General features: G+C 63.7%; 18 protein-coding genes. 9 read left to right on the top strand and 9 right to left on the bottom strand.

Features of this window, described 5'->3' with window-relative positions; all coding sequences use genetic code 11:
* Positions 1–113: 113 nt before the first annotated feature.
* The 3 genes from ACFO3E_RS07530 to tsaD are packed head-to-tail and all read right to left on the bottom strand — an operon-like array spanning position 114 to position 3,689.
* Complete coding sequence (locus ACFO3E_RS07530; protein WP_066525672.1) at positions 114–1,637, bottom strand: lipopolysaccharide biosynthesis protein; 1,524 nt, start codon at positions 1,635–1,637, stop codon at positions 114–116.
* 49 nt (positions 1,638–1,686) lie between these two features.
* On the bottom strand, positions 1,687–2,658 hold the full coding sequence (locus ACFO3E_RS07525; protein WP_380803552.1) for an NAD(P)H-dependent glycerol-3-phosphate dehydrogenase: 972 nt from the start codon (positions 2,656–2,658) through the stop codon (positions 1,687–1,689).
* Complete coding sequence (gene tsaD / locus ACFO3E_RS07520) at positions 2,655–3,689, bottom strand: tRNA (adenosine(37)-N6)-threonylcarbamoyltransferase complex transferase subunit TsaD (protein ID WP_066525678.1); 1,035 nt, start codon at positions 3,687–3,689, stop codon at positions 2,655–2,657. Before tsaD ends, ACFO3E_RS07525 begins: the two co-directional genes overlap by 4 nt.
* 45 nt (positions 3,690–3,734) lie before the next feature.
* Here tsaD and hemC point away from each other — a divergent pair, with 45 nt between their 5' ends.
* The 4 genes from hemC (at position 3,735) to ACFO3E_RS07500 (ending at position 7,099) form a co-directional block, all read left to right on the top strand.
* Entirely contained in the window at positions 3,735–4,673 is a 939-nt protein-coding gene (hemC, locus tag ACFO3E_RS07515) for a hydroxymethylbilane synthase (protein ID WP_066525680.1), read from the top strand.
* On the top strand, positions 4,670–5,338 hold the full coding sequence (locus ACFO3E_RS07510) for a uroporphyrinogen-III synthase (protein WP_380803548.1): 669 nt from the start codon (positions 4,670–4,672) through the stop codon (positions 5,336–5,338). The genes hemC and ACFO3E_RS07510 overlap by 4 nt, the downstream gene beginning before the upstream one ends.
* 10 nt (positions 5,339–5,348) lie before the next feature.
* Positions 5,349–6,236 carry a hypothetical protein gene (locus ACFO3E_RS07505; RefSeq protein WP_066525685.1) on the top strand — a complete coding sequence of 296 codons (888 nt, stop codon included), beginning with the start codon at positions 5,349–5,351 and terminating at the stop codon, positions 6,234–6,236.
* Positions 6,237–6,349: 113 nt separating this feature from the next.
* Positions 6,350–7,099 (top strand): esterase/lipase family protein, encoded by a 750-nt coding sequence (locus tag ACFO3E_RS07500; protein ID WP_066525687.1) that lies wholly within the window; start codon positions 6,350–6,352, stop codon positions 7,097–7,099.
* A gap of 69 nt (positions 7,100–7,168) precedes the next feature.
* Here the strand turns inward: ACFO3E_RS07500 and gltX are convergent, their stop codons facing one another.
* Together gltX and ACFO3E_RS07490 are read right to left on the bottom strand one after the other, a co-directional pair.
* Positions 7,169–8,494: a glutamate--tRNA ligase gene (gene gltX / locus ACFO3E_RS07495; protein ID WP_066528876.1), complete on the bottom strand. Its 1,326-nt coding sequence runs from the start codon at positions 8,492–8,494 to the stop codon at positions 7,169–7,171.
* A gap of 122 nt (positions 8,495–8,616) precedes the next feature.
* Positions 8,617–10,272 (bottom strand): NAD+ synthase, encoded by a 1,656-nt coding sequence (locus ACFO3E_RS07490; protein ID WP_066525689.1) that lies wholly within the window; start codon positions 10,270–10,272, stop codon positions 8,617–8,619.
* A gap of 118 nt (positions 10,273–10,390) precedes the next feature.
* Here ACFO3E_RS07490 and ACFO3E_RS07485 point away from each other — a divergent pair, with 118 nt between their 5' ends.
* Entirely contained in the window at positions 10,391–11,326 is a 936-nt protein-coding gene (locus tag ACFO3E_RS07485; RefSeq protein WP_066525693.1) for a ribose-phosphate pyrophosphokinase, read from the top strand.
* A 24-nt stretch (positions 11,327–11,350) separates the two neighbouring features.
* Here the strand turns inward: ACFO3E_RS07485 and ACFO3E_RS07480 are convergent, their stop codons facing one another.
* Both ACFO3E_RS07480 and ACFO3E_RS07475 read right to left on the bottom strand, forming a co-directional pair.
* Positions 11,351–11,590, bottom strand: a complete 240-nt coding sequence (locus tag ACFO3E_RS07480; protein WP_066525696.1) for a hypothetical protein — start codon at positions 11,588–11,590, stop codon at positions 11,351–11,353.
* Between the two features lie 52 nt (positions 11,591–11,642).
* Positions 11,643–12,071 carry a VOC family protein gene (locus ACFO3E_RS07475; protein WP_066528879.1) on the bottom strand — a complete coding sequence of 143 codons (429 nt, stop codon included), beginning with the start codon at positions 12,069–12,071 and terminating at the stop codon, positions 11,643–11,645.
* Positions 12,072–12,147: 76 nt separating this feature from the next.
* On the opposite strand from ACFO3E_RS07475, the gene hisN reads away from it, so the two are divergent.
* Positions 12,148–12,933 (top strand): histidinol-phosphatase, encoded by a 786-nt coding sequence (gene hisN / locus ACFO3E_RS07470; protein WP_066525698.1) that lies wholly within the window; start codon positions 12,148–12,150, stop codon positions 12,931–12,933.
* A 3-nt stretch (positions 12,934–12,936) separates the two neighbouring features.
* Here the strand turns inward: hisN and ACFO3E_RS07465 are convergent, their stop codons facing one another.
* Together ACFO3E_RS07465 and ACFO3E_RS07460 are read right to left on the bottom strand one after the other, a co-directional pair.
* Positions 12,937–13,467, bottom strand: coding sequence for an O-acetyl-ADP-ribose deacetylase (locus ACFO3E_RS07465; protein ID WP_066525701.1), 531 nt, complete (start codon positions 13,465–13,467; stop codon positions 12,937–12,939).
* Between the two features lie 135 nt (positions 13,468–13,602).
* Positions 13,603–15,783, bottom strand: a complete 2,181-nt coding sequence (locus ACFO3E_RS07460) for an AsmA family protein (RefSeq protein WP_066525708.1) — start codon at positions 15,781–15,783, stop codon at positions 13,603–13,605.
* 157 nt (positions 15,784–15,940) lie between these two features.
* Between ACFO3E_RS07460 and rpmI the strand changes: the two genes are divergently transcribed.
* The 3 genes from rpmI to ACFO3E_RS07445 all read left to right on the top strand — a co-directional run bounded on the left by rpmI (position 15,941) and on the right by ACFO3E_RS07445 (position 17,352).
* Positions 15,941–16,144: a 50S ribosomal protein L35 gene (gene rpmI / locus ACFO3E_RS07455; RefSeq protein ID WP_007689506.1), complete on the top strand. Its 204-nt coding sequence runs from the start codon at positions 15,941–15,943 to the stop codon at positions 16,142–16,144.
* A 13-nt stretch (positions 16,145–16,157) separates the two neighbouring features.
* A complete protein-coding gene (rplT, locus tag ACFO3E_RS07450; RefSeq protein ID WP_022682430.1) occupies positions 16,158–16,520 on the top strand; it encodes a 50S ribosomal protein L20 in 363 nt (120 codons plus the stop codon).
* A gap of 214 nt (positions 16,521–16,734) precedes the next feature.
* Positions 16,735–17,352 carry a LysE family translocator gene (locus tag ACFO3E_RS07445; RefSeq protein WP_066525710.1) on the top strand — a complete coding sequence of 206 codons (618 nt, stop codon included), beginning with the start codon at positions 16,735–16,737 and terminating at the stop codon, positions 17,350–17,352.
* The last annotated feature ends 31 nt before the right edge of the window (positions 17,353–17,383 follow it).

Below are 17,383 nucleotides of genomic sequence, written 5' to 3'. Positions count from 1 at the left end.
CGAAACGAACGGGTGCTAAAGCATCATCTCGTTCGCGCCGAAGAGGGCCTCGACAGGTTCGGCCCGAACGGATGGGACGATCGTCTGGCGGAGCAGGATGCTCTAGCAGGCGATCAGGCCGCTTTTTGCCGGCGGAACAGGGCGCGATCTTCTGGCCCGAAGCCCCATCGCCAAATGACTAAGCCATAGACAGCCAGGATCGTCGCGACGCCGAAAACCAGTTCGACCCATTCATATTGGGGCGGCAGGGCCACAAAAGCCGCCCCCACGAGGCAAGCAACGCCGCAGGCGCTGAGCAGCGGCCAACGCCACGCATTCACTTTCGCGCCCAGCAAATGTGACAGCAGCCGGGCCTTGACCAGCGCTCCGGCGCCCAAGGCGATACTGAGCGCCAGGGCGGGCGCCGCGGCAATCGCCATGGGCGGCAGGCCGAAGCGCCGGGCGAGCAGAATGAACCCGAAGCTGAGCGCGGCCTGCAAGCCGATCATGAGCAGCGAGATCATGAGGTTGCGGTGACGGGCGATATAGACCAGCGCGGATTCGCTGACGACCGCTGTGGCCGCGACGACTTCGGCCAACAGCAGAAAGGCGAGCGCACCGGTGCCGCCAACGAAATGCGGGCCGACCAGACCCATCACCGCTTCTCCCGGAATGCCCAGCGCCAGAGCAATGCCCGCCTGGGCGGCGATGATCCAGAAGCCGACCTGGCTGACCTGCTTCGCGATCGCGCTCAGATTGCCCTCCGCCAAGTTGCGCGTGATGACCGGGCCGAGGATCGGGTCGAAGCTGGTCTTGAGCTTTTGCGGCAGCGAGGCGACCTGCTGCGCAACATAATAGACGCCAACCACCGCCGGGCTGACGAACAGGCCGAGGATGGCCAGGTCGAGGCGGCGTGATCCCCATTCGACGCCATCGGCTGCGGCGAGTGGCAGATTGCGGCGGGCCAGGCGCCAAAGCCGTCCGCCATCAGGCCGCCAGCCATGGGGAATGCCATAATGGCGTGTCATCGGGAGGATCGAGGCGACCAGCGCCGCGACCATGGAGACGACGTATGACAGGATAAGTCCGTCGCGCGTCGAATAAAAAGCGAAGGCAAAAGCCCCGATGCTGATCGCCCAAGGCTCTATGATCGATCGGGCGCGAACGGTAGCGCCGATGTCGAAGCGATAGGCGCAAGCGGCCAGCGCGACGTCCGACCCGGCTACCGCGATGACGATCAGGGCGAGCAGCCGGTCGAGCCCATTGATGCCGCTGTTGGGGAACATGGCTTGAGGAAAGGCGACGAGCAAGCCGCTGCCAATCAGCGCGGCGACCAGCGTCACGAGCATGGCATCGGTGACGACATGGCTGTGCGGCCGCTCGGTCTGCGCGAGCGCGCCCGCCAGGCCGCGTTTCAGCCCGAGCGTCGCCAGTTGTGCGATGAACTCGACGACCAGAACGGCATAAGCAAAGCGACCAAGTGCGTCCGCGCCATACCAGCGGCCGGCGATGAACAGGAAAGGCAGGCGCGCGGCAAGGCGCAGGAGGAAGCCAAAGATATTCGTGCGGCCGCCCTTGGCGAGCGCCGCAATATCATCCTGTTGCGAAGAGGGAGCCTGCTCAGCCGGCAAAGAATGTAGGTCCCCCTGTCGCGTCATTTTACGTGCTGCCGAATGGTAAACAATAAATCAGGGGAGAGCGACGGATTTATTCCGGCCGCAACGGGCGGGCGAGCAGCGCGTCAATGACTTGTCCAAGCGGCGCGGCATCTTCGAGCAGGGCGCAGACAGCTTCGACCACCGGCATTTCGACCATGGCGGCGCGAGCCGCTTCGCGCAGGACCGGCGCGGTGAAGGCGCCCTCGGCAACGGTGCGCCGGTTGGCGAGCAGTTCGGACGCGGGACGCCCCTCCCCCAGCCCCTTCCCCAGCGAGAAATTACGCGAATTGGTGGAGGAGCAGGTAAGGACGAGGTCGCCGAGACCCGAAAGGCCCGACAGGGTTTCCGCACGCGCCCCGCGCGCAAGGCCAAAACGGGTCATTTCAGCGAAACCCCGGCTGATGAGCGAGGCGCGAGCGTTAAGGCCAAGCCCAGCCCCTTCCGCGACGCCGCAAGCGATAGCGAGGACGTTCTTCACCGCACCGCCAATCTCCGCTCCCACAATATCGTCGGACAGATAGGGGCGGAACGCGGGACGAGCGATGCGCGCCGCGATGCGGCTTCCAAGCTCGGCGTCCCCACACGCCAAGGTGATAGCGGTGGGCAGCCCCTTCGCCACTTCATGCGCGAAAGTGGGTCCCGATAGTACGGCGATGGGTGAGCCCGGCTGCGCCTGCTGCGCGACTTCCGACATGAGAAGGGTAGTGCCAGCCTCAATCCCCTTGGAACAGAGGATGAGCGGGACGCCGGCAGGTAGTCCCGCCACTACGCCGCGCAGATGCTGGGCAGGGCTGACGATCAGCAGCAGGTCGCGGTCGGCCATGTCGGCCATGTCCCCGGTCGCGCGCACTGAGGAGTTCAAAGGAATGCCGGGAAGGTAGAGTGGGTTGAGATGATCGCGGTTAACCGCCTCCACCACTTCGGGCTCGAGCGCCCACAGGCAGACATCCTCCCCCTGCGAAGAGAGGGTTTGCGCTAGCGCGGTTCCCCATGCGCCAGCCCCGATGACACCCGCCTTCATGCTTTCACTCCCGCCCCGCGCGCTTTTTCCGCATCCGGATCGAGCGGCCAACGCGGCCGGGCCGGAACGGTGAGATCGTCGATCAGCCCGGCCGCGTAACGCTCCGCCCCTGCCCAGGCGATCATCGCCGCATTGTCCGTGCAAAGCCAGAGTGGCGGCGCGACGAAGGGCAAATCATGGCGGGCGGCAAGCGCCTGAAGGGCGGCACGGATCGACTGGTTGGCCGCGACGCCGCCCGCCACCACAAGCGCCGTCATGCCTTGATGCGCGGCGAGTTGTCTTTCGGTTCGGTCGATCAGACAGTCGATCACCGCCTGCTGGAAACTGGCGGCGATATCTTCTGTTGAATATTTGCCCGATTGCGCCGCCCGCATGACAGCGCTTTTGAGCCCAGCGAAGGAGAAATGCGGTTCGGCCGTGCCCACAAGCGGGCGCGGCAGCGGCACGGCCTTCGCATTGCCTTTGGCCGCCGCTTGCTCGACGGCAGGTCCGCCGGGATAGCCGACGCCGAGGAGCTTCGCCGTCTTGTCAAACGCCTCGCCCGAGGCATCGTCGATCGTGGTAGCGAGGCGGGCATAATTGCCCGGCCCCCGGACATGGAGCAGCTGGCAGTGGCCACCAGAAACGAGCAGCAGCAAATAGGGAAATTGCAGCGATGGGTCGGCAAGGCGCGGGGACAGGGCATGGCCTTCAAGATGATTGACCGCGACCAGCGGCTTGTTCGCCGCATGAGCCAGCGCCTTGCCGGTGACGAGGCCGACCATCACGCCGCCGATCAGGCCGGGGCCTGCCGTGGCGGCTATGACATCAACCTGATCCAGCGTCAGATTGGCGTCCTCCAGCGCCGCTTCGATCAAGGGACTAAGCGCCTCGACATGGGCGCGGGCCGCGATTTCCGGGACGACGCCGCCATAGGGCCGGTGCGCTTCCTCCTGCATGGCGAGGCGGTGGGCGAGAATCTTGCCCTCTGCCGTCACCAACGCCGCTGCAGTTTCGTCGCAGCTAGATTCCAGGCCGAGGATGATCGTCATATGCTGCTTCCATCTAATGCCCACGGCTATTAGAGCAAGCGGCATATGACAACGCCTTCTCCCTTGCCTGATCGCCCGCTCCGACTTGGTACGCGGGGTTCGCCCCTCGCCCTTGCCCAGGCGCGTATGACGGCGGAGGCGCTGTGCGCTCGGCAGGGTTGGGAAGCCGACGCGATCGACACGGTGATCGTGCAGACCAGCGGCGACCGGATTCAGGATCGGGCGTTGGCGGAAATCGGCGGCAAGGCGCTTTGGACGAAGGAGTTGGACCGCGCGCTGCTGGCTGGCGAAATCGACTTTGCCGTCCATAGCATGAAGGATGTGGAGACTATCCGGCCGCAGGAAATCCAGGTCGCGGCAATGTTGCCCCGTGCGGATGTGCGGGACCGGCTGGTCGGCGCGGACAGCTTCGCGGCCTTGCCGGCCAATCCAGTGGTGGGATCCAGCTCACCGCGCCGCGCCGCGCAGGTGAAGCGGTTGCGACCCGATGCGCAGATCGTGCTGTTCCGGGGCAATGTCGCGACGCGGCTGGCCAAGCTGGCAGCAGGCGAAGTGCATGCGACATTGCTGGCGGCCGCCGGCCTCGACCGGCTGGGGCAGCATGCCGTGGGGACGAGCATTGCGCTTGACGTCATGCTGCCTGCGCCTTCGCAGGGTGCTGTCGGGATCGAAACATTGAGCGGTAACAAGGCGATGCTGGCGCTGCTGGCGACGATCAGCGATGCTGAGACCTCAGATTGCGTAATAGCCGAGCGGGCGGTGCTCAAGGGGCTGGGGGGCACCTGCCACTCGCCGATTGCAGCGCTGGGGCAGTTCGAGGGCGGGAAAATCCGTCTGGCTGCCGAGATATTGAGCCCGGATGGGCGAGAGTGCGTCAGCGACCGTATCGCGATCGATCGCGGCGACACCGCCGCTGCCGAGACATTGGGACGATCACTACTGGAGCGCGCCAGCGCGGAGCTGCGCGCGCTGTTCGAAGCGTGAGGCCGGTCGTCATCCTGCGGCCCGAGCCTGGCGCGAGCGAGAGCGCTGCGCGGGCGAAGCGACTGGGCCTTCCCCCCCGCCTCTGCCCGCTCTTCGAGGCACGGCCGATCGACTGGGATGCGCCGCCGCCCGGGGCATTCGATGCGCTGTTGATGACCAGCGCACAGGCGGCGCGGCTGGGTGGGCCGCCGCTTGATCGTTACCGCAAGCTTCCCGCTTATGCGGTCGGGAGCGCGACCGCATGCGCAATGGCGGACGCTGGCTTTCTGGCAGTCGTGCCGGGCGATCAGGATGGCAGCGCAATCGCCGCGCGGATCGCAGCCGATGGCCATCGCAGATTACTGCACCTTGGCGGTACGACCGTTGCGTCGATCGAGGCGGGGCCGCTCAGCATCCGGCACGTGGCGGTGTACACCATCGGCGAGAAGACGGAGGTGGACCTGGAGCCGCTGCTGGAGCCCGGCGCGGTGCTACTGGTGCATTCCCCCCGCGCGGGGAGCAGGCTTGCCAGCCTCATCGACACGCAGCGGCGGAGCAACCTGCATGTTATCGCCATCAGTGCGGCAGCGCTTGCGGCCTGCGGGTCGGGCTGGGCCAGCGGCGAAGCGCCCGATCAGCCCGATGATGAGAGGATGCTGGCCCTCGCCGCCCGATTGTGCGAATGATCCCGCCAAGATGGAAGAAAGGTCCCCGATGAGCGAAGAAGGCGGCGCGGCAAACGTCACGGCGATACCGCCTGTCGCGACGCGGGGTCGCAGTCCATGGCTGATGCTGATCCTCCTGCTGCTGGCCTTTGCGATCGGCGTGACACTGACAATCTTGGCGATGCCCTACCTTCAGGAGCGCTGGGGCAGCAGCGCCCGGCAGCCCGTAGCCGTAGCCGATCCCTATCTGCGCCCCGGCATGGCGATGCGCCCACTGACCGGCGAAGCAGCGCAGATGCTGGACGGCCGGGTGGCGCAGCTGGAGGAAAGGCTGAACCATATCACCGTTGAGGCCCAAGCCGCGTCGGGCAATGCCGCGCGGGCGGAAGGATTGCTGGTCGCCTTCGCAGCTCGCCGCGCGCTCGATAGCGGTACGCCGCTTGGCTATGTGGAGGGGCAACTGCGCCTGCGCTTTGGCCAGGCGCAGCCACGTGCGGTCGCCACGATCATCAACGCCGCGCGCGAGCCGGTGACACTGGTCGACCTCCGCGCCGGGCTTGCGAGCATCGCCGACCAGTTAACGACGCCAGGGCCACAGACAAGCTGGTGGGAGGCGTTCCAGCATGAGGCGCGCGAACTGGTGACCATCCGCCGCGCCTCGACGCCCTCACCCCGCCCGCAGGCGGCGATGGACCGGGCGCTCCACTATATCGATGCGGGACGCGTAAGTGCAGCGCTGACCGAAGTCGAGCGGATGCCCGGACGCGCGACCGCCGACCGCTGGATGCAGTATGCCCGCCGCTATTTGGAAGCGCGCCGCGCGCTCGACCTCATCGAAACGGCCGCCATTCTGGAACCGCGGCAGTTGCGCGCTGCAGATGGCGCAGCAGTGGCGCAGACCTCTCCGCTCGCACCCTGATCTTTGTCACAATCGACGAATGGGTCGCGCACATGCGCGAAACCAATGGACGCGTGGCGCATTTGTCATGAGAATGTCATCTTTCGCCTTCGGGCTTTGGAGACCTTATTCTCATGCCGCCTTATGCCGATTCGATCGCCAGCTTCTGGAAAGGACGCCTAGCCGCTGGCCCTCGCGCGCCTCAGTTGCCTTCGATCCAGCATTTGTTGGCCAATGCGTCCATGCCCTTTGACCTTGCCCGCAGCCGCGCGCAGGCCGATTTACTGGCGAAAGCGATCCGCGGGGATGGTCGGCAGATATTGCTGATCCCCGGTCTCATGGCGTCTGAACAGCGAATGGAGGCACTGCGCGGCATATTGGAAGCTGCCGGTTTCAGGGCCCATGGCTGGGGCATGGGGCGAAATTTAGGGCCCCGGCCCGACAGCCTTGAGAAGATCGACCGGCGCGTGGATGAAATTCGGCGTCAGAGCGGCGAGCCCGTGACTCTGGTGGGTTGGAGTTTGGGCGGGCTGTTCGCGCGGGAATATGCCAAATATGCAAGCACCAAGGTTGGCGGCGTCGTCACCATGGGCACGCCCTTTTCCGGGGATGTGCGGGCCAATCACGCTTGGCGGCTGTACCAACTGGTGTCGGGCCATGCGGTGGACTGCCCGCCTTTCGCCTGCACGCGGGAAGTAAAGCCGCCGGTGCCGACAGTCGCGCTATGGTCGCGACGGGACGGGGTCATACTGCCCGAATGCGCCAAGGGCCGTGCTGGCGAGCGCGATCGGGCGATCGAAGTGGACTGCACGCATATGGGCTTTGCGGTGGCGCCAGAGGGAATTTTGGCGGTAGGCAAGGCGATGGAGGCAATGGCCAACTGACCGGACGCCGGGTGACGTCGGCGCGCATCTGATATGACGCCGGATCCGAGCTTTCATTGGGATGACGGGCTAGGACAGGCGTTTTACCGCTTCGTCCCTTCCGATCAGCGGCAACAACTGCCCCATGTCGGGACCATGGTCGAGGCCCGTGAGCGCGCGGCGCAGGGGGAGGAAGAGAAACTTGCCTTTCCGCCCCGTCCGGTCCTTCAGCATGTTGGTCAGCGTGCGCCAGATGGCGGTGTCGAAGGGAGCTTCCAGCAGGATTTCTCGCGCGGTGGCAAGGAAGGCGCGGTCCTCCTCCTCCAGTTCCGGGGCTTCGATCGGGCCGGTGACGATCCGCCACCAGTCAGCCGCTTGGGCGACGGTCTCCAGATTGGGCCGGATCGCCTCCCACCCAGCTTCGTCCATACCCTGTGGCAGGCGCTCAGACACGGACTGATAGGGCAGCAGATGGACGATCTTCTGATTGAGCGCGGCAAGTTCGGCTTCATCGAACCGCGCGGGTGCGCGGCCGAAATGGGCGAAGTCGAAACTGTCGATCAGCGGCTGTATGTCGCTGAAAGGCTCGATCGGCATCGACGTCCCGAGCCGGGCGAGCAGCGCCAGAATGGCGATCGGCTCGAGTCCATTCTCGCGGAAATGAGCGACTCCCAGCGATCCGAGGCGCTTGGACAACTTGCCCTCGCTGCCCGTCAGAAGGGCTTCGTGCGCAAAATGCGGGAGTGGCGCGCCAAGCGCGGTGAACATCTGGATCTGCGTTGCCGTGTTGGACACATGATCCTCGCCGCGCAGCACATGGGTGATGCCCATGTCGATATCGTCGATGACCGATGGCAGCATGTAGAGCCAGCTGCCGTCCGCGCGGCGGATCACCGGATCGGAGAGGAGCTTGGGGTCGAAGCGCTGCTCGCCGCGGATGAGGTCGGTCCAGACGATCGGCTGGTCGTGGTCGAGCTTGAAGCGCCAATGGGGCTTGCGGCCTTCCGCCTCGAAAGTGGCGATCTGATCCGCCGTCAGATGCAGCGCTGAGCGGTCATAGACCGGCGGCAAGCCGCGCCCAAGCAGGACTTTGCGGCGGAGTTCGAGTTCCTGGCTCGTCTCATAAGCCGGGTAAACATAGCCTGACGCCTTCAGCCTCTCGAACTTTTCCTCATAGAGGGCGAAGCGGTCAGACTGCTTTTCCTCCCCGTTCCAGTGAAGTCCGAGCCATTGGAGATCGGCCTTGATCGCGTCGGCATATTCTGGGCGCGAGCGTTCCAGGTCCGTGTCGTCGAGGCGCAGGAGAAACTGGCCGCCACTCTTGCGCGCCCACAGCCAGTTATGCAGCGCGGCGCGGATATTGCCGACATGCAGATTGCCGGTGGGCGAAGGGGCGAAGCGGGTGATGATTTTCATATTTGCAACCCGCTCGTCCTGAGTAGCCATTAAGCGAAGTCGAAATGGCGTATCGAAGGATGCTTCGATACGGGGCTTCGACAAGCGCAGACCCTACTCAGCACGAACGGCCTTTTCTATGGCTAGAGCGTCCGAAACGCGTTGGTGATCGGGTAGCGGCGGTCACGGCCGAAATTACGGATGCCGAGCTTCACGCCGGGAGGCGACTGGCGACGCTTATATTCGGCAACATACAAAAGCCGTTCGATGCGGGCGACGACATCCTTGTCGAAGCCTCGGGCGACCAGTTGTTCGACGGACAGCTCCTCTTCGACTAGGCCGTAGAGGATCGGGTCCAGCACCTCATAAGGCGGCAGGCTGTCCTCATCCTTCTGGTCCTCGCGCAGTTCGGCGCTCGGCGGCTTGGTGATCACCCGATCCGGCATGACCGCCCCCGAAGACCCCATCGCGAGTGAGGGAAGATTTTCGTTTCGCCAGCGGCTGAGGTCGAAAACGGTGGTTTTGTAGGCGTCCTTCAGCACCGAATAGCCGCCCGCCATGTCGCCATAGATGGTGGCGTAGCCGACCGACATCTCGCTCTTGTTGCCGGTGGTGAGCAGCATGTAGCCGAACTTGTTGGAAAGCCCCATGAGCGTCACGCCGCGAATACGGGACTGAAGATTTTCTTCGGTGAGGTCGCGCTGGCGGCCTTCGAAGGCGGGGGCCAGCATGGTGTCGAAGGCATCGACGGCAGGCTCGATCGGGATAGTGTCGTAACGCACGCCGAGGAGCCGGGCGCACTCGACCGCATCATCCAGACTATCTTGGCTGGTGAAGCGCGAGGGCATCATCACGCACCATACGCGCCCAGGCCCCAGTGCATCGACGGCGACAGCGGCAGACAGGGCCGAATCGATGCCGCCTGACAGCCCAAGCACGACACCGGGAAAGCCATTGCGATTCACATAGTCGCGCAGGCCCAGCACCATGGCATTATAGATGTCGGCCGGACGCGCATCGAGAGCGTGGCGCTCACCGGGGATGCAGACCCATTGGCCGTCCCACTTTTCCCAGTGGGTCAGAACCAGCGCTTCCTCCCAATCAGGCAGCTGATGGGCGATGCTGCGGTCCGCACCCATGACGAAAGAGGCGCCGTCGAACACCAGCTCGTCCTGGCCGCCGACACGGTTCAGATAGACGAGCGGCAGGCCGGTTTCGCGCACGCGCGTGCCCGCTACGCCGTTGATGCGGCGATCGTCCTTGTCGATCTCAAACGGACTCCCATTGGGACTGATGAGGATTTCCGCGCCCTCCGCCCGCAGATGCGCGGTGACGAAGGGAAACCAGATATCCTCGCAAATGGGGACGCCGATCTTGACGCCTTTGAAGTCAATCGGCGCGGGCAGCGGGCCCGGCGCGAAGAGCCGCTTCTCGTCGAACGTCCCGTAATTGGGCAGTTCGCGCTTCTGGCGGATCGCGGTGACCGCGCCATTTTCGAGCAGGGCGACGACGTTGAACAGAACGCCCTGCGACGCAACGACCGTGCCGACCAGCATCGCCGAGCCGCCGTCGGCGGTCGCCTGGGCGAGGCGATCCAGTTCATGATTGGCGCGATCAACCAGAGCGGGTTTCAGCACCAGATCCTCGGGCGGGTAGCCGATCAGTTGCAACTCGGGGAAGACGATGAGGTCAGCGCCCTCCGCCCGGCTGCGCCATTCCAGCATCGCATCGGCATTGGCGGTGAGGTCGCCCACCGATTGCGTCATCTGGGCAAGGGCGATCACGAGTTTGTCGGTCATGGGCGAGCCCGTAGAGCATTTTACCGCAAGGCGCAAAAGCGCCTTTCCACTGGCGGCAAGCCCCGCTAAAGGGGCCGCGTTTCACACAGCGTCATCAATTCGTCACGGGGGTTTGGCCATGAAACTCATGACCGGCAATTCCAACAAGCCGCTTGCGGCTGCAATTGCAGACTATATCGAAATCCCCTTGACCGATGCGAGCGTTCGCCGCTTCGCCGACGAGGAAGTTTTCGTGGAGATCCATGAGAATGTCCGCGGCGAAGACGTGTTCGTGATCCAGTCGACCGCCTATCCGACGAACGACAATCTGATGGAATTGCTGATCATGATCGATGCGCTGAAGCGCGCGTCGGCGAAGCGAATCACGGCGGTCGTTCCCTATTTCGGCTATGCTCGGCAGGACCGGAAACCGGGACCCCGCACGCCGATCTCGGCCAAGCTGGTGGCGAACCTGATCACTACGGCGGGCGCTAACCGAGTGCTATCGGTCGATCTGCACGCCGGGCAGATCCAGGGCTTTTTCGATATTCCGACCGACAACCTTTTTGGCGCGCCGGTCATGTCGGCCGATATCCAGGCGCGTTTCGGCGACCGCAACCTGATGGTCGTTTCGCCCGACGTGGGCGGCGTGGTGCGCGCCCGCGCGCTGGCCAAGCGGCTCGACAACGCCCCCCTCGCCATCGTCGATAAGCGGCGCGAGCGAGCGGGCGAATCGGAAGTCATGAACATCATCGGCGATGTGAAGGGCCGCTTCTGCGTCCTGATCGACGACATTGTCGATTCGGCAGGCACGCTGTGCAATGCGGCCGGTGCGCTCAAGGCCGCGGGCGCTGAAGATGTCGTCGCCTATGTCAGCCATGGCGTACTATCGGGCGGTGCGGTGGCTCGCGTGGAGGCATCGGAGCTGAAGGAATTGGTGATCACCGATTCGATCCAAGGCACCGACGCGGTTTGCAACGCCAAGAGCATCCGTCACCTGCCGATCGCGCCGCTGCTCGGCGAGGCGATCAAGCGCATCGCGGACGAGAGCTCGGTTTCCAGTCTGTTCGATTAAGCGAGGAAGTTGCGCCGCGCGACTTTATGAAGCGCCCGGCAGTAGCACCAGCGGCAGGCAGAAGAGCAGGACCAAGGCGCCGACCACCCGCTGGGCGCGGGAAATGCCGAGCGGCTTATCCCGCCACAGCATCGGGCAGGCGAGGAGCGTCAGCAAAAAGAGCATGTTGGATAGGCCGGCAGAGTCGCCGACCGGCATGTCCTGCCGCAGCGCCAATGCTCCCAGCAGAGCCGCAAAACTCAAGATCCAGCCGATCAACGCCACGCAACACCCCTTTATCTGCGCGCAAGGCTAAACCGTCGATATTGCGGAAGGCTTAAATGCTCGCCGCCCAAGGATCATAGGTGCCGAAGCTCCATACATTGCCTTCGGGGTCCAGCGCCTCATAGCCGCGGCCGGGATAGCCTTGGTTGTCATGCGGCTCGCTAACGACCACGGCCCCTTCATTGCGAGCATGGAGGCAATGCGCGTCGGCGTCGGGCACCACGACATAAATGCAGGCGGTGACGCCGCCCAACTCGCGCGGGGTCGTCCAGCTATAGAGCGATTCTTCCTCACCGTCGCGCGCGCTTCCCAGCATGATCATGCCGTCCCCCATCGCCAGTTCGGCATGGTGGATGATGCGGGGATCGGCCTCATCCTCATAGGATGCGCGCAATTCAAAGCCGAATGCGTCGCAAAGGAAGCGGATGGCTGCAGGGGCATCGGCATATCGCAGGCCGGGGATCACAGGCGAACCGGGCATATTTCCCTCCTTCATGGACGAGGAATCGGAATGGCGCAGCCTAGCGCGCCCGGCGCTTTCCCGCTAGGCGGGGGCCATGACGACCCGCGATGACCTGACCCTTGCCCACCGCCTTGCCGACGCCGCCGCGACGGCGATCCGGCCGTTTTTCCGTGCACGCTATGACATGGAGTTCAAGTCGGACAAGTCGCCGGTAACGGAGGCCGATCGCGCCGCCGAAGCGGCGATCCGGACGATCCTGGAAAAGGAGCGGCCGCAGGACGGCATCATCGGCGAGGAATATGGGGCCAGCCGCGAAGATGCGGAGCGGGTGTGGATACTCGATCCGATCGACGGCACTCGCAGCTTCATCGCTGGGCGGCCGATCTTTGGCACGCTGATCGCGCTCACCCAGGCAGGCTGGCCGACCATCGGCATCATTGACCAGCCGATCACCAAGGAACGCTGGGCCGGAATGATGGGCCAGCCGACGACCTTCAACGGCGCCCCCGTGACGACGCGTGCCTGCCGGTCGTTGGAGGAGGCGATCGTCGCGAGCACCGGTCCGCAATATTTCCCAGGCTGCACCGGAGAACATTTCTCCCGCCTCGCCGGTCAGTGTCGGGACACTGTTTGGGGCGGCGACTGCTATAATTACGGACTTGTGGCGTCAGGCCATGTGGACATTGTGATCGAAGCGGGTCTGAAACTGCACGATATTGCAGCGCTAGTGCCTGTGGTTGAGGGCGCGGGCGGGCGCATGTGTGACTGGGTCGGCGATCCGATCACGGCGGAAAGTGACGGCCAGGTGATCGCGCTGGGCGACCCCGCCCGGTTGGATGATGTGCTGGAAGCTCTTGCCGAAGGACATCACGACCATTGAGGGTCAACCCAGCAGCTCCTCCACCGCGCGACTATAGATGTCCGCGCTATCTTCATCGAAGCAGATGAACAGGATGAGGTCGAAGGAGTTGGGGAAAGCCGCAAGTTCGTCCCGCACCGCGCTGGCAGCGACCAGAGACGCCTGATCCTTCGGAAATCCATAAATGCCGGTGGAGATCGCGGGGAACGCAATGCTGCGCAGCGCATGATCTCGCACGAGTCCCAGTGACGAGCGATAACAGTTCGCCAGCAGGTCATGTTCACCCGCACCCCCTCCTCGCCAGATGGGACCGACGGTGTGGATGACATGCGCAGCGGGAAGATTATAGCCGCGCGTCATCCGCGCCTCTCCGGTCGGGCAGCCGCCAAGGCTCCGGCATTCCGCGAGCAGTTCGGGTCCCGCCGCGCGGTGGATCGCGCCATCAACCCCTCCGCCGCCCAGCAGCGAACTGTTGGCGGCATTGACGATTGCCTCCACCGTGCAGCGGGTGATGTCGGCGGTAAGGACGTCCCAGCGGGTGTTGCCGATTATCATGGTTTCACAACTCTCGATCCGGAGGCGTCTGACTGCATTGGCATTCAAGTCACGCTTATGCCTCTGTGCGCCATCGGCGTGGGAAAACCCCGAAATACTTCAGCGAGCCGCTATGACCCGAAAGCTGCAGAAAACTCAGAAAATCCCCAGGAATTTTTTCTTCTGCTCCTTCTTCTCCTTGGGATTATCTTTGCCGCTTTCCTCCTTGGACGTGGTGCCCCGCCCCACATCATCGCGCGGCTTGCCGCTCTTGGTGCGCTGGGCAGCGGCGGTGGCCCCTGCCAGCACGGGACCACATGCGGCGCCCTTGGCGTCGCCTATATCGACAAAGGCGAGGACGGAAGCGAGGGGGCTAGCCGCGATCCCCAAGGCAGCCGCGGCACCGCCGCGCGCTATCAGTTCGGGACTGATCACGTCGATGCCGGGCTTGGCGAAATAGCCTTTGATGCCGATCGGCGACTGGCCCGAGAAGAGGCTGAACTTCTTCCCGTCCGCCCGAAAGGCAAGGTCCAGGCTTTCATTTTTAAAGGAGAAGCCGCCCCGTCCCAGCATCACATTCTTCTTGGTGTCGATGATGATCGGGTCTGCCGCTGCGATGCCGTTGCGGACGGTGAAGGCGATTAGGCCGCAGTTGATCTGCACCGGTTCCTTCAACTTCTTTTCGAACATCTTCGTAATGAAGGTCCCAATGTCGAGTTCAGATAGCTGCACATTGCGCGCCCACATGGTCCCTGCGGGAAGGATCACGGCGATGCGGCCGTTCGAGGTGCTGAGCGAATCATGCACTGTGTCGCCAAGGCCCGTCATCTGCGCACGCGCCTTGATAATGCCGGTGGTGCCGGATTCTTCCACACCCCAGCGGCCGAGCAGCTTACCCATTGGCGTGGGGGACAGGCGTACGTCATAGCGGGTTCGCACCGGCCTGCCGCGCGCGTTGATCTCTATATCCGAACTCACATGGCCGCCCGACATGTCGAAGGTGAGTGGAGACAGCGTCAGCAGGCTGCGCTCAAGCGCCAGCGTCAATCCCACATTGGAGATGGGAACATTGGGCGCACGGATACGGCGGACATCGTAGCGGACATTCGCGTCGAAATTGCGCAACGCTTCCACCCGGAGGGGAGCATCGGGCAGGATGCGGGGCGCACCGCCCACATTCTGGATAGCGCCGTCGGCACCCCGCGCCTCCAATCTTTGCGGGTTGTAGCCAATGAAAGGACCGACATCGATGATGTCGAGCGTTTGGGTGGTAAGATCGGCCTTCAGGCGCAGACGGTTCTCAGGCATGGAGACGGTCATGCGGCCCGCAAGATCGCTGTCGCCGAAACGTCCTTTGAGATGGGTGAAGCGCCACTCGTCATCCTGCCTGGTGAGCGCCGAAGTGATGCGATAAGTCCGTGTTTCGGGAATAGCGACTCCCAAGAAATCAAACAGCAGGGCAAGATTGGGACCTCGGGTCAGCAGGCGCAGGTCCGCGCCCTCAATCTCGGTGGCGCCAGGCAGCGTGCCGCTGACGTCCATCACCGTCGCGCCAGATTGAGCGCGAAGGGCTAGACTGTTCTTCCCGCCCGTGACGGTCTCATTAGGGGAAAGGAGACCGCCGCGCAGGCTGAAGTGCCGGTCACGCATCGTGCCATCGCCGGAAAAGCGGATGTCGCTGGCGAAACGTGTGTCCTGCGCCTTCACCGTTTCAAAGCTGATATCCGTGGCGAGTTGCATGCGCGGATCGCGATAGCGCATCCTCGTCCCCGCAAGCAGCGCGCGGCGCACGAGCGGCAGATCGAGCGGTTCACCCTTCTTCTCAGGGTCGCCGAATGTCCATGTGTTGCTCTTGCCATCGGGCGACCATTCGAGATCGGCGGCACCATTGCGGAGTTCCAGCCAGCGGATGCGATATTTGTCACCGAAGAGAAGGCTCAACGGCGCGATGCGCGTGTCGATCAAATCGGCGTGAAAGAAGTTGGGACGGCTGGCCCAGGGCGTGTTTGCGATCGCCATCTTTTCCGCGCGGAACTTGATGGTGATCGGGTCGAAATAGAGTTGGAAGTCGCCCGCGACCTTGACCGTGCGTTCCAAGCGGCCGGATAAAAAGCGTTCGAAAGGATGTTTCAGGAACCTCCCCTTGGTGATGAAGAGGATGAGCCAGAGGAGGAAGATGAAGCCGATGATATAGGCGAGAATGCGCAGCGGCAGCGGGACCTTGTGCCAGCCTTCGCGCGTGCGCGCCCAATAATGGCCTACGCCCGCCGGGGCGGGCTGTGACGAAGGAGCCGCTGTGGCCGGAGTACCCGGCCGGAGGGGATCGGCGTCGGCCATGGCTCAACAACGCCGATCCGGGCTTTTGGGTCCGAATCGCTTGCCTTGCCCGCAACTTCCGACTAAGGGCCGCCCTTCGCGATATTCGGAAGGACCGCCCGGCTAACTAGGGCTGCCGTGGCTGTCCGTAATCGTCGCGCTGTAAAAGGAGACGAAAATGCCCAAGCTCAAGACCAAGAGCGGTGTGAAGAAGCGCTTCAAGTTCACCGCTTCCGGCAAGGTCAAGCACGGCGTCGCTGGCAAGCGTCACCGCCTGATCAGCCACAACGCCAAGTATATCCGTCAAAACCGTGGCACCTCGGTCATGTCCGACGCCGATGTGGCTCACGTGCGCCTCTGGGCGCCCTACGGCCTGAAGTAAGGAGTAGAGGCACATGGCACGCGTAAAACGTGGTACGACCACCAAGGCGAAGCATAAGAGGATTCTAGATCAGGCGAAGGGCTATTATGGCCGTCGCAAGAATACGATCCGTATCGCTCGCCAAGCCGTCGAAAAGGCCGGCCAGTACGCTTATCGCGACCGCAAGGTCAAGAAGCGGACCTTCCGTGGACTGTGGATCCAGCGCATCAATGCTGGCGTTCGCGCCGAGGGCCTGACCTATTCGCAGTTCATGCACGGCCTGAAGCTTGCGGGCGTCGATCTGGATCGTAAGGTGCTGGCCGACATTGCGATGCACGAGGGCGAGGCGTTTAGCGCCATCATCGCCCAGGCGAAGGCTGCGCTGCCCGCAGCCTAAGGCAGGACAGGTCGCAAGATCGTCCAAAAGGGCGCCGGGGCAGATGCTTCCGGCGCCCTTTTTGTTTCTCTCCTTCCGTTCGCCCTGAGTAGCCGCTGAGCTTGCCGAAGCGACGTATCGAAGGGCGGCGTTGCGAGAGACCCTTCGATACGGGACTTTGACAGGCTCAGTCCCTACTCAGGGCGAACGGATACTGACCTAAAGGGGCAAACCCATGTCACTCCATCTCTGGTGGCTCTATGTCACAGCGGTTTTCCTGATCTCGGCGACGCCGGGACCGAACATGCTGCATGTGATGACGCAGAGCATCGCCCATGGGCCGCGCAAGGCGATGATGACCATGGCGGGCTTGATGAGCGCGGTGCTACTATGCCTGATCGCCTCTGCGTTGGGATTGGGCGCACTGCTGGAGGCGTCTCCACAGCTCTTCGACTTGCTGCGCTATGCGGGGGTCGCCTATCTTATCTGGCTCGGGATCAGGGCGTGGCGTGCGCCGGTGAGCACCGGGGGAGGCATCGCCGCGCAGCCGCAGTCGGCGGGGGCGCTGTACGGGACGGGGCTGCTGACCGGTCTTTCCAATCCCAAGCTCATCATCTTCGCCGCTGCTCTGTTTCCGCAGTTCATCGACACCGATCGGCCGTTTGTGATCCAGCTTGCGATTCTGGTTGTGAGCTTCGTGGTGATCGAAAGCTTTTGGTACAGCGTCTATGCGCTGGGCGGGACGAAGCTGAAGCGCTGGCTGGAGCCGGCCAATCGGCAGCAGATGTTCAACCGGGGGACGGGCGTGCTGTTCATCGGTTTTGGTGGCGCGCTGCTCGGCGCGCGGGCCTGACCCTTTCCTTGCGCCGCGCGCCCGGCTAAGG

The sequence above is a fragment of the Sphingobium tyrosinilyticum genome, from assembly GCF_042654265.1.
GTDB lineage: Bacteria > Pseudomonadota > Alphaproteobacteria > Sphingomonadales > Sphingomonadaceae > Sphingobium > Sphingobium tyrosinilyticum.
Note: the sequence above shows the minus strand (reverse complement) of the source record. Positions and strands in the feature narration are given on the sequence as shown.